A 14,301-nucleotide genomic window follows, 5' to 3' on the forward strand; every position below is an offset into this window, starting at 1 on the left:
CAGCCACGCTTCCGCGATGGGCTGTTGGACCGTTCGCTAGGAGGCTCCACTCATGAGCAAGAAGTTGCTTCTCGTCGTACTCGCCGTCCTCGGCGGCTGGCTCGCCTACCGGCGGCTGCAGGCCGACAAGGCAGAGGAGAGCCTCTGGGCCGAAGCCACCGACACGGTCCCGCCGGCAGGTGGCGTGCGCTGACCCAGGCGCGGCGAGGTACCCTGCGTCCACACCTCCAGGGGGCGTAGCTCAACTGGCAGAGCACTGCCTTTGCAAGGCAGGGGTTAGGGGTTCGAGTCCCCTCGTCTCCACCACCAGGAATCCCCAGGTCAACCGCTACGGAGCGGACATCTGTCGTACCGTCACACGACATCACAGTCCGCTCGGCGTGCCCCCTGCGTGCCCTTCACGCGTCCTCCGCTCGGTCAGATGGGAGCCGAAGTGCACCCGCCAAGTGGACGTTCATCGAGTCCGCGATAGCCCGGTCTCTCTCGTTCGCCGCGTGCAGGTAGATCAGCGCTACCCGTGAGCTGGCGTGGCCCATCCTCTCCATCAGCTCCCGGAGGTTGGCCCCACTGCTTGCCGCCAGCGTGTTGCCGGTGTGACGGAGATCGTGGAAGTGGACAGGGGCGACGTCAGCCTTGCTCAGGGCACGAACCCAGATGCGTCGAAAGTTCTGCCGCCGCAAGTAACCGCCATACGGCCCGACAAAGACGCGCCCGGACGGACCAGGCTCGGCGAACTTCGAGATGTGCCACCGAAGCGCAGGAAGCAGCTCGGACGGGATGCCCACACGACGCCTGCCGGCCTCCGACTTCGGCCCTTTGATGATGAGCTGCCCCGTGCTCAGCTCGACCTGACCGTGGACCACCCTGACCCATCCGTCGTCGAGGTCCAGGTCCTGCCTACGAAGTGCCGCCAGCTCACCAAGACGCAGACTCGTGAACGTCGCAAGAAGGACCAGAAGCCGGTACCGCTCCTGCATGGAGTCAACCACACGATGAACCTCAGCGACGGTGAGGACCTGGCGCTCAGGGCTACGGTCATCGCCCGCTCCCTTGATCCGGCAAGGGTTTCTCCGGATCAGTCCGTCCTCCACAGCCGTGTTGAGGATCGCGCGCAGGAGACGGTACGCCTTCGCCACCGATGGCCAGCCGTTGCCATCATCGAGGACGGCACGGTGCCATCTACGCACCGTAGGCTCACGGATCTCACCGATCGGTAGGTCACCAAGGCGGGGCAGGATCTTGAGCCGGAACGCGCTCTCGTAGCGCTCAGCGGTCCCCTCGTGCGACCTGCCCTTGCACCTCAGCGAGATACAGATTCGCGTCCCGCTTCCGGGAGAAGGAGTGTGGCGCCGAATGCCGCACGCCATCAGGCCCGCGATACCTTGCCTGCCAGCGTCCCGACGGGAGTTGCCGAACAGTTCCGAATGCACGTCGCGCGGTAGGCATCAGGCCACCGCCCTACGTCCGCACGACCGAGCCGTCATCGCGTCGACGGTGCGGTCGTCGATGTACTTCCGAAGAGCGCTCGCCGGGATACGGACGTGCCGGCCGACCTTGACGAATCTGATCCGGCGTTCGGCGACAAGGCGTCGGGGGAAACGCGACGTCGTGCCGAGGATCTCGGCGGCCTGGTCGATGCTCAAGAGCCGTTCCATGACTACTGTCCCCTCTCGTTCGCCATGACTGCCTGCTGAGTTGCCGAATTGCGGCTGAGGTTGGGTCCGGCGCGTTGCTTCGCCTGCTCGTACTGGGCACGCCAGCGGTGTCGTTCGCCGATGGATGCGGCGATGATCTCGATGTAGTCGGGCAGGTCGTCACGGTCGACGGGCCGCCACTGGTAGCGGGGTTGGCCGTCGTCCCGGGTCTGTGTTGCCGAACAGCGGTCGGCCTCGCCGGGATCGACGCCTGCGGCTTCGAGTACCTCGCGAACGACGGAGCGTCGGTCGGCCCGGTGGGTGGAGAGGGTCTTGCCGGTCCATTTGCGGGAGACGAGGACACGAGGGCCCCCGCAGCCGAGGTGTTCCTGGTCGTGGGCTTTGTTCGGGCAGTGGCCTGGTGCCGCTCCGTCGGCGGCGTCTTTGGGCTGGATGCCATACGCGAGCCAGTTCCAGCACCTCCGCGAGCATGGGAGCCACCGGACCTGTTCGTGCAGCCGGTCAATGTGCGCCAGCCGGGCCGCCGACACGTCGTCCGTCTCGTCGTCGAGCGGGTCTGTGATCGCCTACCCGACCCTGCGGTCGGCCTGACCAAGTACCTCACCAAGGCGATCACAGACCCCCTCGCCGCCACCGTCGCCTTCGACACCTACGCCGACCCCCACCTCTGGACACCCGAGGAGATCGACGAGCCGGCGATGTACCTGCACCGCCTAATCGTCCGCCGCCCCTACGCCGGCCTCGGTACCGAGATCCTCGACTGGGCATCCGCCAAAGCCGCCACGCTGGGCAAGGCCTGGGTCCGCATCGACGTCTGGACCGACAACACCCCGCTGCACCGCTACTACCAGCGCAACGGCTTCCAGCACGTCCGCACCCTCGACAGCGACTACCCCTCCGGCGCCCTCTTCCAGCGCCCGGCCAACACCACCGACTGGGACGGCAGCGGCCGGCTCAAGGAAGTGTGAGGCGGCGCCACTGGTCGCACACGGAGCTCATGCCGGCGTTGTCGGCAAGCCGCCTGTACGCGCCCTGCCGGCTGACTGTGTGGCGACGTACCAGCGGCGGGCGAGGACGATCCCGCCGGCGCCGACCAGTCCAACCGCTGGTATCCGCACCAGCCATCGCAGCTCGTCGCATTGGGACGCCGGCGGGTCAACGATCCTAATCGCGCCGCCGGGCTGCCGGTCAGCCAAGCCGTTCACGCGTGCGTCGTTCACGCGTGCATACTCCCGCTCGTAGCTACTCGGGACGAAGGCCGAGCCACAGTCGTAGCCGTAGCTGGTGAAGGGTACGAACCCGGCGATCAGCCCGACGCCGAACAGGACCGCACCGACGATGCCAAGTCTCGTGGCCATGACCGGAGAGTATGTGCGTACAGCAGCCAAGAGAAGACCATCGCTGACCGGAACTGAGTCCGGAACGCCGGCGAAACAGGTTGGCCGAACACGACGAGTGTCAAGCATCAGGTGGCACAGGACACAGGGCGTCATCTCTGCATTGCTGAGTTGACCTCTATGAGATCAAGGCGCCGCTGGCGCGGCGCACCGCCCGGCTACCGCCCTTGCGGGCCGCCGTGGGCGGCCGTCCTCGGGCTCGCCGGGCGGACAGACGAAGCATGTCGAAAGCGGCTGGCCGGACATTGCTTTCAGGTGACCCGGCCCTCCTCGCATGCCAGTCTCCGGCCTCCACTCCGGCCCTCAATGACGCCTGGCGGCGTCACTTCGTGATCGGCTCCGCCGACCATTGACCGCCTCCGCTCCAGCCTTCAATCTGGCTGGTTGCGAGGACGACGGGGATGAGTGGTCGCCGCAATCAAGTTGCCGCCAGCGCGCCCGCAACGAGATCATCGCTCGATGATCGACCCACGGCTTGTGATGGTGGACGGGGTAGCTCCCGGTATCGGAAAGTCGACCCTTGCGGCGTCCATTGCTGCCGTTCTCAAAGATGGCGGTGCGGCCGCCGACCTCTTTCCGGAGGAAGATCTGTTCACGCGCCCCGAGTTCGCGCACGTTGCCCAGGGGTTCCGAGACAAGAACTCCCCGACTCCGGAGGTCTTCCTACCTGCGTACACGGCGACCATCGAGCAGATGAGGGCACGACACGCCTGGGGGATCTTCGACTGGACCTGTGTGGGGATGGCAAGTGACATGCCGTGGGCGATAGCGGAGCCGCTGAGACTCCACCGCTTGGTGCGTGACGTCCAGAAGCTGGCCGCCGAGATGTCGCCGGTCGTCCTGTTCCTCACGGGCGACGTTCGTGAAGCGACCCGCCGCGCGGCCGCAGAACGCGGCCAGGTGTGGGTCGACTACTGGGTCCGCATCGCCGCCGAACACGGCGCACCCTCAGGGCCGGACCTGGAGCGGATCGTCTACTACCAGGAACGCTCGCAGCAACCCCGGCAAGCTGACCTTGAGATCCTGAGACAAGCGGGCTGGATCGTGCTCAGCGTGGATGCAATGGAGGGACGCTCCGGCGTCCTAAAGCAGGCCCTGACCCGTCTCGGACTTACGCCCTCGCCATGACCGTGCGTAGGTCGCAGCGGAAGGTCGTCGTGCCAGTCGCGTGCCAGATGGAGCGGCCGATCATGGTCAACAACGGTCACCACGGCGGTGCCGGAACGTGAGGCCGATCCACACTCAATCGAGCGTGGTGACTCGTTCGCCCTCGCCGGGCCGCCAGATCGTGATCATGAGCTGGTTGTTCTTGCCGGACGTGACCGAGGAGGCCCCGGTGAGGTCTGCCACGAAGAACGGATCGAACGCTTGGCGCCGAAGGTCGAAGCCAGCCTCCTCGTACAAGTTCGTGAGGAATAGCCGGTGGAAGTCCTTGTCCTGCATGTTCTGGACGCGACCCCAAAGCTTGGCGTCCCCGTCACGTTGGTGAGGAGGGGACGTTGCCGTATGGAGGCAGAACCTAGGGTCACGTTCGAGGTCGCGAAACTTGAAGGTGTTGGGCATGCCGAGCAAGACGAGGCGCCCCTCGAAGACCCGAGGCTCCATCGGGCTTATTCGCGGCGATCCGTCCGCTCGCAGTGTTCCTAGCAGGCACAAGCTGCCGGCGGCGGCATGACGTCGACTGAAGACCTCAGCGATCCGCGGGGCCTCACTAGTGAACTCGCACCACGACACCATGGCTGGCGACAGTACCAAGCGCTTCCCCCACCAGCGGGGTTCGGCGTGCCGTCCGCCTGTTCACGCCACGGCAGCCTGTTCACGCCACGGCAGCCTGTTCACGCCACGGCAGCCTGTTCACGCCACGGCAGCCTGAGGGTCGGCGTGCCCTCCGCGTGCCCCACACCAGGGCCGATCATGGTCTGCAACGGTCAACTACGGTCACGACAGCCGAGCTGAGACGCGGAGGCGACTCACGCTCAGTGCGGCGTGCGAGCCCGACGTTCCTTTGCAAGGCAAGGGGTGAGGGGTTCGAGTCCCCTCGTCTCCACACGTACGAATCCCCGGGTCAACGCCCGGACAGAGTCCCGGGCCTCTCCACGTGTCGGACGTCGCGACCGTTCCGCGCGGCCCTCGCGCGTCCTCCCTGTGCTGGAAGGGGAGCCGAAGGGCACGCGCGGTGTCCCCGCCCGCACCGTGGGAGGTCGGATCCCAGGTGGACGTTCATCGAGTCCGCAATGGCGCGGTCCCGGGCGTTCACTGCGTGCAGGTAGATCAGCGCAGCCCGCGCTGGTGTGGCCCATCCTCTCCAATTCGCCGCCACCGTCGCGCCCGACACCTACGCTGATCCCACCTCTGGACACCTCAGGCCGCGGACTTTAACGGCAACGGTCGCCTCGACGAGGTGTAACACCGGTCCACTGGCACCAGACTGAGTTCACTTCGGAGTTGTCGGCCAGCCGCCTGCACGCGCCCTGCCGGCTGACTGTGTGGCGACATACCAACGGCTGATGAGCACAGCTCCTCCGGCCGCGACCAGTCCGAAGGCTGTTATTCGCACGAGCCATCGCCGCTCGTCGCATTGGGACGCCGGCGGGTCAACCGTCGGACGGCCAGGCTGCAGGTCAGCCAAGTCGTTCACGCGTGCAAACTCCCGCTCGTGGCTACTCGGGACGAAGGCGGAGCCGCAGTCGTAGAAGCCGCTTGTGAAGGGCACGAACCCGGCGAGCAGCCCGACGCCGAGAAGGATCGCACCGACGATGCCGAGTTTCGTGACCATGATCGGAGAGTATGTGGGGCCGACAGGCATGAGAAGACCGTTGGTGACAGAAACAGACGCCGTGGCTGCGATCTCGCCACCTGTGTGCGCGTGAAGGCATCGTCCGTCGGACCGTGCGTGCGGTCAGAATCTGAGCGCTCAACGCATCTGGCCTATCACCGCAGGAGGGCCGAGTCACAAGAAACCTGACGCCACGCGAACTTCGGACCGCTAGGTCGGGTGCAGTCAACGTGCGCTTGCTGCGTCAGCCATGGATGGCTCGGGCAAGGAGCAGTCCGGTGTAGCCGGCGCCGAGTCCGGCGGCGACACTGGCCGCCGCGTTGAGGACGGCGTACAGGCGCGCGCCGTCCTGGGTGAGTCGTAACGTCTCATATCCGAACGTGGAGTATGTGGTCAGCGCCCCGCAGAATCCGATGCCGGCAAGGGACATGACTCCGCTGGGGGCAGGTAGTCCGGCCAGCAGGCCGAGGAGCAGGGAGCCGGCGACGTTGACCGCGAAGGTGCCCCACGGAAACAGGCTGTCATGGCGGGCACGTACGGCCTGGTCCACCAGATAGCGCAGCGGCGCACCGATCGCGGCGCCGAGCGCGACCAGCAGGATGGTCATCGCGCCTCGCGCCCGCGGCCGACGTAGCGGATCACTTCAACTGGCTCGACGATGACCAGGCCCTCGCCGATCAACTCGTCGAGCTGAGGGAGGAACGCCCGAATGCGGTCGGGGTCGTCGACGATGACGATGACGAGTGGAAGGTCCTCGCTCAGGCTGAGGATCCGGGTGGTGTGGATGTGGTTGGAGGCGCCGTAGCCCTCGATTCCGCGGAGTGCGGTGGCGCCGGCCAGACCCGCCTTGTGAGCTCGGTGGATGATCTCGTGGTACAGCGGCCTGTGGTGCCACTGGTCAGTGTCGCCGACAAAGATCGTCAGCCGCAGGGCTTGACCCTCGAGTTTCATGAGGACTCCTGGCGTCGTCGGGCGATGGTCTTGTGGGTGAGTGTGGCGCCGATCCACACCGCGGACAGCGCGAGGAGCAAGGTGCCGGCCAGGTAGGCCAACCCGGTTCGCGGCGCCTCAGCTGAGGTACGGATGGCGTCAAGGATGTAGGTAGAGAACGTCGTGAACCCGCCCAGTACCCCAATCCCCAGGAACGGGCGCAGCAGCCGTCGGCCGGTCCATACCTGCTCGAGGAGCACCATCAACACACCAATGAGCAGGCATCCGGAGACGTTGATCGCGAACGTCGCCCACGCGAACTCGCCGGACCTGTGAGGGAAGGCGACGGACACGCCGGAGCGGACCAAAGAACCGAGCACCCCACCCGCCGACACCGCCGCCAGCACCGGCAACGCTCCCCGCCACTGCTGGAGCCGACGGGTCCGAAGCGGTAGATCATCGCTGGCTGTGGCCGGACGAGAATGCATCGGATCGGGCATATGGGCCTCCTACCAGCAACACGCGCTCTCCACTGGCAGGGACCGTTGGCGGCATACGCCGCAGTTCTCCCGACCATGGCCGGGGCGGCGGGCCCCACCGCCGCGGTCCCTCGCACAGAAGGACCGCTCGCAGCTTAGCGGGCTCAGCGTCGGACTGGGTATCGCAGGTGAAGGGCACGGCGTCCCTGGACGACAATTGGGTCCTCGAGGAGTTGGTGGCCCTTTTCCAGCTTCGTGAAGTAGGGGATCCCCTCGCCGAACAGCACTGGCACGAGGCTGACACACACCTCATCTACCAGACCGAGGGCGATTGCCTGCTGGGCGATCGCCGCACTCGCGATGGTGACGTCCTGGTCGCCGGCGATCCTTCTGGCCCGGGTGATCGCGGCTTCGACGCCGTCGACGAATGTCGTTCTCGGCCATCTCTTGGTGGCGTCCTCGGGTGCGCGATGGGTGACCACGACGACGGGAGCACCGGCCGGATGCTTGTCACCCCAACCGTCGGCGATGTCGAACAGGCGTCGGCCGGCGACGAGTGCACCGGTGTTTCCGGTCAACTCTCGTAGCACCTCCGCACTGGCATCGTCGACCTGGAAGGAAACGTCCTCATTTGGGTTGGGCACGGTCACGTCCCCGGCCTCGTACCAGTCGAACAGTTCCCGGGGCTGATCGTTCGGATCCGCGATGAACCCGTCCAGCGACATCGTCATGTGGGTGAACACCTTGCCCATCGTGGGCCTCCTCTGCTTGTCAGCTGTCACTCGTACCGACCTCCCATGACCGGGAAACTCATCGGCACCGGAAGGGACGGCGTGACACCGGCCAGGAGCTCGTGCCGCTCAATCAGCAGGGAGCACGTGGTAAGTCAGGTATGCGACCTGGCCAATCTGTTCGACGTTCGACAGCGAGAGCCGTGACGAGGTGAGGTGGCCAGTAAACAAGGGCTTGCCACTCACCAGCATCACCGGCACGACACCGATGAACATCTCGTCCAACAAGCCGGCATCGACGAATGCCGTGGCCAAGGAACCGCCGCCGGCGACCAAGATGTTCCTACCACTCGCAGCGCGGACCATCGCCCGGTGCGCCGGGCGGACGTCGCCGCTGACGAACGTGATGTCGGCGCCAGGGACCTTCGGCAGCTCCCGATGAGTGAACACCCATACCGGCCTGTCGCTGTGCGCCTCCTGCCACTTCTCAGGATGCTCCAGCAGCTGCGAATCCCGGAGCACGCACTCGTAGGTGGCGGCGCCCATCGCCAAGGCGCCAATCTCGCCGACGAACGACGACACGTCGCGATCTCCCGGATCGATCTCGTAGAGCCAACCAAGCGAGTCGTCCGCGCCGGCAATGAATCCATCGATGCTGCTGGAGACGTAGTAGATCGTCTTGGCCACAGGAGGATCCTCCCAGCCCTGGCGGCGGGCCGTAATAACCGCAAGAAGCACACTGGACACGCCTGCGGTTCGAAGCGCCAAACCCGAAGGGGTTCCGCGGGAGATCACTGGCTGGCATTCTGCGGCCATGCCCGACGTGAGACTTACCGCGAAGCAGTTCCAGGAAGCTGGCGGCACGGAGGACTGGCGCGTGCTCGCCGTCGGGGCGAGCAGCTGGTTCGATGCGCCGTCTCATGCGGCTGGTGCGGAGCTGCTGCGCGGCATCGTCGCTCTGGTCGGCGATGGCGCACGGCAGCCGGACGTCGACCTGCGCCAGAGCGGAATGCACGTACGGATTCCGTCCGGCCCTACCGGCCTGACGGCCGCGGACGTGTCGTTCGCCCGTGCGATCTCGGATATCGCCCGGGGCCTGGAGCTCAGGGCCGATCCAGCGGCGCTCCAGTCCGTACAGCTCGCGATCGATGCTGTCGACATGAAAGCAGTGATGCCGTTCTGGCGGATCGTCTTCGGTTACGAGGAGTCGGAGGACGGCCTCACCGACAGCCTGCGCCGGGATCCGGGAATCTGGTTCCAGCAGGCCGATCAGCCGCGTCCGCTGCGTAACCGGATCCACGTCGATGTCGCTTGGGCGGACGACATCGCCAACACGCGACGTGCGGAGGTGCTGGCCAACGGTGGTCACGTGGTCAACGACGAGCGCCCGTGGGTGATCGACGACCCCGAGGGAAACGAGGCCTGCCTCCCGCTCGGGCCGACCGCAGCCCTGGGCGACGACCCGGAAACTGAAGACTGGCGGCAGATGGGCAGCGCGATTACGTGCTACCCGACAGGCTCTTTCCGCGAGTCGGTCGACCTTGCTACGGCCGTTGCCCGACTCGCCGACTATGCCGGGAAGGCGCTGATGGTGGACGTGCGTCCCGGCTGCATCACGCTCGACTCCGGCAAAGACCAACACGAGACCGAGAACTTCGACCTCGACGAGGGGTTCATGGAGCTGGCCCGTCGGGTTCAGGCCGCGGCGCGTGGGATGGGGCGCCCCGCCGATCCCTCTCCCCGCCGACGGTTCCTCCAGATCTCGATCCACGCCGTCGACGTTCCAGCGGTGCGGCCGTTCTGGATGGCAGTACTCGGATATCAGCAGGGTCCTTACCAACGTTTGCTTCAGGACATCTACGATCCACGCCGGATCAACCCGGTGTTCTGGTTTCAACAGATCGACGCCAAGGACGTCCATGACGAAGCGCGGCGGGCGCAGCGCAACCGGATCCACGTCGATCTGTTCGTCCCCGACGACCAGGCACAGGCCCGGATCGACGCCGCGCTGGCAGCCGGCGGCCGGATCGCCAACGACTCCGAAGCACCCGCGTGGTGGACCCTCGCCGATCCCGAGGGCAACGAGGTGGATGTCGCCGTCGCATCCGGACGCGAGGAGGCACCTCGTCCGACGTCGCACGCACCTGCTTGAGACCTTGCGCTCAGCGTCCCGCGCACCGATCAGGTGCCCATGTCCGAGGCAATGATGGGCAGCGGTTCGACCACGGCGCCCTCCTCGGGGAGGCCAGACTCGCGGATCTGGAAATGATCCGCCCTTCGCGGCCACTCACGGAAGCGCCGAAATGCCATCGGAATGCCTCGAGCAGCAGACGCGTCCGGGCCGTCCATCACTTGTACGTGCACATGCGGGTGGGTCGAGTTGCCGGAGTTGCCACAGTCCGCGACCCGCTGCCCCGCCGTCACCTTCTCGCCGACCGTCACCCGAACGGAACCGTCCCGCAGGTGGGCCAGGGCAACGAATGCGCTCTCGTGCCGCATCGCGATGACCAGGTGGTTGCCGGCCAAGGCAGTTACACCCTGGCGGAGGCGGGCAGCCTGACCTAACGCGTAGGGCACGAGGGCCAACTGCGACCGGCGCGCCACGTGATCGATCTCGCCCTGGTGCACCTGGACGACGACGCCGTCGGCGGGCGCCAGGACTGGTCGGCCGTAGGCGAAGAACCGCTCCACCGGTTCGGTGGCGAGAAGAGTTCGCCAGTCACGGCGCTCTGCGACACGATGACGGTGATCGACACCGATGAAGTCGATGGCGTACCGCCCGCCCATCAGGTCGGCACCGTGACTGGGAACCCGCCGGGCCGGACTGTTTCTCGCAAGCCAACGTCCCTCGAACGGCAACGAGATCACGATCTCCGAAGTCACACCGTCAACCCGTCTTGGTAGTGGACTTGCCGGTCGAAGAGGAGCTGAGAATCTCCGCCAGCGCGACCTTCACGTCCTGGAACCGGTCACGTCCGACGATGCCGTCCCAGCGGGCCTCCAGGTCGGCGAAGAAGCTGGTCGCGACCATGGCGGCGCTCGTACCACGGTCGGCGTAGACGACGACCCGGCCTCGACGGTCGACAGGATCGGGGACCCGCCGCACGTAGCCGTGTTGCTCGAGGTGGCTGACCAGATCGCTCATCGCCTGAGGTGTCATCCCTGCTCGGCGCGCCAACTCCGTCGGCCGTGTGCCCTCGCAGTCCATGAGTCGGAGGACGTTGAAGCAGTGGGTGGGTCGCAAGTCCTCATACCCGGCCTCGATGAGGTGGCGGTGCAGGTCGTTGAGAAGTCGGTCGAAGACCTGACCGATGAGCTGGGGCAAGAACAGAGCCTCACTTGCTTGTTGTTCGGTCACCTTATAAGTTCACCTTCTAAGGGCGCCTGTATATATCAACCGTAACCGAAAGGTCGAGCGATGTCACACCCCGAACCCGCCCCAGAAGCTGTCCGAGCGCGGGCGAGACCGGCGACGACGTGGCGCAGGGCCGCCCGGGTGAGCGTGGGAGTAGTCATGACGCTGCTCGGCCTGTTGTGGGTTCTTCAGGGTGCCGACCTCGTTCGGATTCAGCCCATCGCGTGTGTGGCTGACTGCCGGCCCGTGACCGGTGGATCATTCGTGTGGTTCGCGGTCGGTGTGCTGACCCTGCTCGGCGGGCTCGTAGTGCTCGGTGTACGACGGCGCCGCCGCTGAACGGCGCCCACAACTCGGCAAGCAAAATGCCTTGGGGGACGGCTGCCGCATGATCGGAAAAACGCGGTCCGCGCGTGTATCTGTCGTCCGCGGTGAGCCCGAACAGACCGGGACGCGGGACGGGATTGCCTTCAGCTATTCACCGATGACGCAGAAGAGATTGCCTTCCGTATCGGCGAGAACCACGAAGTCGGCACCTTCTGGATACACCCAGTCCACTCGCTTTGCGCCGAGAGATGAGCCGCTCGACTTCAGCCTGCACCTCTTCTCCTTCGTCCACCCACAGGTCCAGATGGGTCCTGTCATCCTCGTCCAGGTGAAGGCGGGTGCCCTCGCCGTTCGCAGGGATGAGAAACGCTGGATTGTCGGTGGGAACGTATCCGAGGGCTTTGCTCCAGAAGTCAGCAGCCCGGTTGATACTCGAAACCTTCAGCACGATCGATCCGAGACTCACCATCGCCGTAGCATCCCATGATCTGCGTGGAAAGCACTACAGCAACTGCCAGCACAAAGGTCCTTGACGCCTAACGACCAAGATGATCGAGAACGGCCGCGAGATTGCGATCCGGTGGCTGTATCGAATCGATGATCAACGCCTCTTCGTCCCAGGAAGGGAATTTCGCGAGGCGTCGCGCGACGTTGGTCCAGTCGCCGCCATCGTGCCAGCCGGGGATACCACGATGGCGGTCCTCGACGCGGGCGCGATGGACTTTCGGGTCTGAGCACGTACACACGATCACCTTGAAGTCGGCGTTCGCGCGCCGGGCGAGACTGCGCCAACGTACGCGGGTCGCGTGGTCCTCGACGGGGGTGTCGAGGATCGCGGACTGTCCGAGCGTGAGCTGGCGTAGGGCGAGGGTGGTCAGCTGTTCCACTCCGATATCCCACAGTTCTGCGAAGTGGCGTCCGCCGAAGGGGGTAAGGGCACCCAGCAGCCAGTCGATCGCGAAGACGGGGATGTTGAGCTTCCGCCCGGTGGCCTCTGCGATGGTGCTCTTACCACTCCCAGGTACGCCGGAGAAGATCACGAGTGCGGCCCGTCGCCCGGATTGCGCGCCGTCCAAGCCGTCGAGGTCGCCGAAGTCGCCGAAGTCGGCGGAGTCGGCAAAGTCCATCGGCAATCGAGGTGTCAGGCCGGCCGGAACCATGCCGAGCATCCACGTCATCGTGATGCGGTGCGGCGGCTCAGGCTCGACCTCGCAGCTGAGGACATCGACGTCGCCGTCCGGCCGGCGCAAACGAGCCTTGGCGGTGTGGTCGGAGACGTCGACACCAACGACCACCACCGGCGCGTACGTCTGCGTGCGGGTTCGTACCCGGTCCACGAAGACATCCGGTGCCACGACCGCCGTGAACTCCGGTGCCAGCACCGAATCCACGTCGGCGCCCCAGTCCTCGGCGCCGTCGAGTCCTGCGAGGATCCACTCCAGCCGTTCGACGGCTGGTGTCCTGTGTAGGCGGATCATGACTCCCCCCGCTTCGACCTGGCACCGAAGTGTATGCGCGCCAGGTGGCTCGCGGGTCGGTGCGCTGGGACGATGGTGGACATGTCTGGCGATCACGTGGACACCTCTGCGCGCAGATCCGTGGCGGCAGGTCAACGCCCAGACGGGCGGTCGGCTGCGCCTGGTCGGCCTGCCCGCGCACGGCACGATCAGCGACGCCGCCTACGTATGTTGGTTGGACGGCCGTGCCGGAGTACTCACGAAATCAACCGCCAGCATCGAGACCCCCGACCATGACACGGATCTCGCCATGACTCACATCTCCCCAGCGTGATCGCCCGCGTCACGATGTCGTCCGTTCGGGCGCGTTCACGCGCACGAGCAGCACGCGTTGCGTCACTGCGGTTTCGTCAAGCCGGTCGACGATTTCGGCGGCCGTCTCGGCCGGCGAGTGATGGCCGTTGTCCAGCCACAGCCCGAGAGACGACGAAGCGCTGGATGGAGTCGCCGTCGATGTGCACGGCTCGCGGCAGCAACGAGGCGACTTCGTTGCCCACAGTCGTTTTGCCGGCGGCGGTCGCTCCGGTGATCAGCAGTAGCCGGCCGATGACGGGATTCGGCATGGGCTCTCCCGACGGGATGTCAGACGGCGAACTCTCTGTGCTGCGGTGAGTTTCTGCGCGGCGAGAGGTGGGGGCGCAGCCGATCTGCGATGCCGTCGGTCTCGGCGATCGAAAGTCTCGGGACCTCGCCCCACTCCGTTCCTCCGCCAGGCAACGTCCCGGCCACGTGAATGTGCAGGTGCGGAACGGACTGGCGCGCTGACACGCCATTGTTCTGCCACACGGCTACGCCCTCGACGTCGAAGGCTCCTACGATCGCGGCCGTTGCCCGCTGGGTCAGTTCCAGCAGCGGTGCGAACTCGTCTGGTTGGAGGTCGAGCATGGTGGGCCGGTGGGCAGTCGGAATCGCCAGCAGGTGGCCGATACCGCGCTGTTCCCTCGTGACCAGGAGGGCAACCGTGGCAGAGCGCTCCAGGATGGTGTACGGGCGGTGCCCGAGCAGGAAGACGCAGAACGAGCAGTCGTCCTGGGCAGGAAGGATCATCGCCACGGGGAGAGTGTTACCGGTGCGATCCCTGAAGTCCAGCAACGTGTCCCCCGTGAGGGTCATGACTCCACTCCCTCAGATCGC

General features: G+C 65.9%; 22 protein-coding genes and 1 tRNA gene. 6 read left to right on the plus strand and 17 right to left on the minus strand.

The window, feature by feature from the left end; translation table 11 throughout:
- Nucleotides 1–52 precede the first annotated feature (52 nt).
- Both ABN034_RS23845 and ABN034_RS23850 read left to right on the plus strand, forming a co-directional pair.
- The gene (locus tag ABN034_RS23845; RefSeq protein ID WP_349330332.1) at nucleotides 53–193 is read left to right on the plus strand and encodes a DLW-39 family protein; all 141 of its coding nucleotides are present in this window, start codon (nucleotides 53–55) and stop codon (nucleotides 191–193) included.
- A gap of 37 nt (nucleotides 194–230) precedes the next feature.
- A tRNA-Ala gene (locus ABN034_RS23850) sits at nucleotides 231–306 on the plus strand.
- Between the two features lie 92 nt (nucleotides 307–398).
- Here the strand turns inward: ABN034_RS23850 and ABN034_RS23855 are convergent.
- Genes ABN034_RS23855 through ABN034_RS23865 form a run of 4 tightly spaced genes read right to left on the minus strand, consistent with a single transcriptional unit; the run spans nucleotide 399 to nucleotide 2,185 of the window.
- Nucleotides 399–1,316, minus strand: coding sequence for a tyrosine-type recombinase/integrase (locus ABN034_RS23855; protein WP_502879085.1), 918 nt, complete (start codon nucleotides 1,314–1,316; stop codon nucleotides 399–401).
- The gene (locus tag ABN034_RS34530) at nucleotides 1,267–1,446 is read right to left on the minus strand and encodes a hypothetical protein (protein WP_502879081.1); all 180 of its coding nucleotides are present in this window, start codon (nucleotides 1,444–1,446) and stop codon (nucleotides 1,267–1,269) included. The genes ABN034_RS23855 and ABN034_RS34530 overlap by 50 nt, the downstream gene beginning before the upstream one ends.
- Nucleotides 1,446–1,655, minus strand: a complete 210-nt coding sequence (locus tag ABN034_RS23860) for an excisionase family DNA-binding protein (protein WP_349693230.1) — start codon at nucleotides 1,653–1,655, stop codon at nucleotides 1,446–1,448. The genes ABN034_RS34530 and ABN034_RS23860 overlap by 1 nt, the downstream gene beginning before the upstream one ends.
- Nucleotides 1,656–1,657: 2 nt before the next feature.
- Nucleotides 1,658–2,185, minus strand: coding sequence for a replication initiator (locus ABN034_RS23865; RefSeq protein ID WP_349693231.1), 528 nt, complete (start codon nucleotides 2,183–2,185; stop codon nucleotides 1,658–1,660).
- Here ABN034_RS23865 and ABN034_RS23870 point away from each other — a divergent pair.
- On the plus strand, nucleotides 2,162–2,623 hold the full coding sequence (locus tag ABN034_RS23870) for a GNAT family N-acetyltransferase (RefSeq protein WP_349693232.1): 462 nt from the start codon (nucleotides 2,162–2,164) through the stop codon (nucleotides 2,621–2,623). The genes ABN034_RS23865 and ABN034_RS23870 overlap by 24 nt on opposite strands.
- A gap of 27 nt (nucleotides 2,624–2,650) precedes the next feature.
- Here the strand turns inward: ABN034_RS23870 and ABN034_RS23875 are convergent, their stop codons facing one another.
- Nucleotides 2,651–3,013 (minus strand): hypothetical protein, encoded by a 363-nt coding sequence (locus tag ABN034_RS23875; RefSeq protein WP_349693233.1) that lies wholly within the window; start codon nucleotides 3,011–3,013, stop codon nucleotides 2,651–2,653.
- Between the two features lie 498 nt (nucleotides 3,014–3,511).
- Here ABN034_RS23875 and ABN034_RS23880 point away from each other — a divergent pair, with 498 nt between their 5' ends.
- Nucleotides 3,512–4,180, plus strand: a complete 669-nt coding sequence (locus ABN034_RS23880; RefSeq protein ID WP_349693234.1) for a P-loop NTPase family protein — start codon at nucleotides 3,512–3,514, stop codon at nucleotides 4,178–4,180.
- Between the two features lie 114 nt (nucleotides 4,181–4,294).
- On the opposite strand, the gene ABN034_RS23885 is transcribed toward ABN034_RS23880, so the two are convergent.
- The 7 genes from ABN034_RS23885 to ABN034_RS23915 all read right to left on the minus strand — a co-directional run bounded on the left by ABN034_RS23885 (nucleotide 4,295) and on the right by ABN034_RS23915 (nucleotide 8,655).
- Nucleotides 4,295–4,495 carry a hypothetical protein gene (locus ABN034_RS23885; protein ID WP_349693235.1) on the minus strand — a complete coding sequence of 67 codons (201 nt, stop codon included), beginning with the start codon at nucleotides 4,493–4,495 and terminating at the stop codon, nucleotides 4,295–4,297.
- Nucleotides 4,496–5,486: 991 nt separating this feature from the next.
- A complete protein-coding gene (locus tag ABN034_RS23890) occupies nucleotides 5,487–5,828 on the minus strand; it encodes a hypothetical protein (protein ID WP_349693236.1) in 342 nt (113 codons plus the stop codon).
- Between the two features lie 244 nt (nucleotides 5,829–6,072).
- Nucleotides 6,073–6,435 (minus strand): fluoride efflux transporter FluC, encoded by a 363-nt coding sequence (locus tag ABN034_RS23895; protein ID WP_349330330.1) that lies wholly within the window; start codon nucleotides 6,433–6,435, stop codon nucleotides 6,073–6,075.
- Nucleotides 6,432–6,779, minus strand: a complete 348-nt coding sequence (locus tag ABN034_RS23900) for a DUF190 domain-containing protein (RefSeq protein WP_349693237.1) — start codon at nucleotides 6,777–6,779, stop codon at nucleotides 6,432–6,434. The genes ABN034_RS23895 and ABN034_RS23900 overlap by 4 nt, the downstream gene beginning before the upstream one ends.
- On the minus strand, nucleotides 6,776–7,246 hold the full coding sequence (locus ABN034_RS23905; protein WP_349693238.1) for a fluoride efflux transporter FluC: 471 nt from the start codon (nucleotides 7,244–7,246) through the stop codon (nucleotides 6,776–6,778). Before ABN034_RS23905 ends, ABN034_RS23900 begins: the two co-directional genes overlap by 4 nt.
- Nucleotides 7,247–7,401: 155 nt before the next feature.
- Nucleotides 7,402–7,989: a dihydrofolate reductase family protein gene (locus ABN034_RS23910; protein WP_349693239.1), complete on the minus strand. Its 588-nt coding sequence runs from the start codon at nucleotides 7,987–7,989 to the stop codon at nucleotides 7,402–7,404.
- A gap of 108 nt (nucleotides 7,990–8,097) precedes the next feature.
- Nucleotides 8,098–8,655: a dihydrofolate reductase family protein gene (locus ABN034_RS23915; protein ID WP_349693240.1), complete on the minus strand. Its 558-nt coding sequence runs from the start codon at nucleotides 8,653–8,655 to the stop codon at nucleotides 8,098–8,100.
- On the opposite strand from ABN034_RS23915, the gene ABN034_RS23920 reads away from it, so the two are divergent.
- Nucleotides 8,648–10,120: a 4a-hydroxytetrahydrobiopterin dehydratase family protein gene (locus ABN034_RS23920; protein ID WP_349693241.1), complete on the plus strand. Its 1,473-nt coding sequence runs from the start codon at nucleotides 8,648–8,650 to the stop codon at nucleotides 10,118–10,120. The two genes, ABN034_RS23915 and ABN034_RS23920, sit on opposite strands and share 8 nt — an antisense overlap.
- Before the next feature lie 29 nt (nucleotides 10,121–10,149).
- Here ABN034_RS23920 and ABN034_RS23925 read toward each other — a convergent pair whose 3' ends face one another.
- Both ABN034_RS23925 and ABN034_RS23930 read right to left on the minus strand, forming a co-directional pair.
- Complete coding sequence (locus ABN034_RS23925) at nucleotides 10,150–10,851, minus strand: M23 family metallopeptidase (RefSeq protein ID WP_349693242.1); 702 nt, start codon at nucleotides 10,849–10,851, stop codon at nucleotides 10,150–10,152.
- Nucleotides 10,852–10,855: 4 nt separating this feature from the next.
- A complete protein-coding gene (locus tag ABN034_RS23930; protein ID WP_349693243.1) occupies nucleotides 10,856–11,326 on the minus strand; it encodes a MarR family winged helix-turn-helix transcriptional regulator in 471 nt (156 codons plus the stop codon).
- 156 nt (nucleotides 11,327–11,482) lie between these two features.
- Here ABN034_RS23930 and ABN034_RS23935 point away from each other — a divergent pair, with 156 nt between their 5' ends.
- Nucleotides 11,483–11,662: an LPXTG cell wall anchor domain-containing protein gene (locus ABN034_RS23935; protein ID WP_349693244.1), complete on the plus strand. Its 180-nt coding sequence runs from the start codon at nucleotides 11,483–11,485 to the stop codon at nucleotides 11,660–11,662.
- A gap of 139 nt (nucleotides 11,663–11,801) precedes the next feature.
- Here ABN034_RS23935 and ABN034_RS23940 read toward each other — a convergent pair whose 3' ends face one another.
- The 3 genes from ABN034_RS23940 to ABN034_RS23950 all read right to left on the minus strand — a co-directional run bounded on the left by ABN034_RS23940 (nucleotide 11,802) and on the right by ABN034_RS23950 (nucleotide 14,280).
- Nucleotides 11,802–12,119: a VOC family protein gene (locus ABN034_RS23940; protein ID WP_349693245.1), complete on the minus strand. Its 318-nt coding sequence runs from the start codon at nucleotides 12,117–12,119 to the stop codon at nucleotides 11,802–11,804.
- 67 nt (nucleotides 12,120–12,186) lie between these two features.
- Nucleotides 12,187–13,128: a P-loop nucleotide/nucleoside kinase family protein gene (locus tag ABN034_RS23945; protein ID WP_349693246.1), complete on the minus strand. Its 942-nt coding sequence runs from the start codon at nucleotides 13,126–13,128 to the stop codon at nucleotides 12,187–12,189.
- Between the two features lie 621 nt (nucleotides 13,129–13,749).
- On the minus strand, nucleotides 13,750–14,280 hold the full coding sequence (locus ABN034_RS23950) for an HIT family protein (protein ID WP_349693247.1): 531 nt from the start codon (nucleotides 14,278–14,280) through the stop codon (nucleotides 13,750–13,752).
- Nucleotides 14,281–14,301 lie beyond the last annotated feature (21 nt).

The organism is Actinopolymorpha sp. B11F2, from assembly GCF_040195635.1.
In the GTDB taxonomy this organism is placed as follows: Bacteria; Actinomycetota; Actinomycetes; order Propionibacteriales; family Actinopolymorphaceae; genus Thermasporomyces.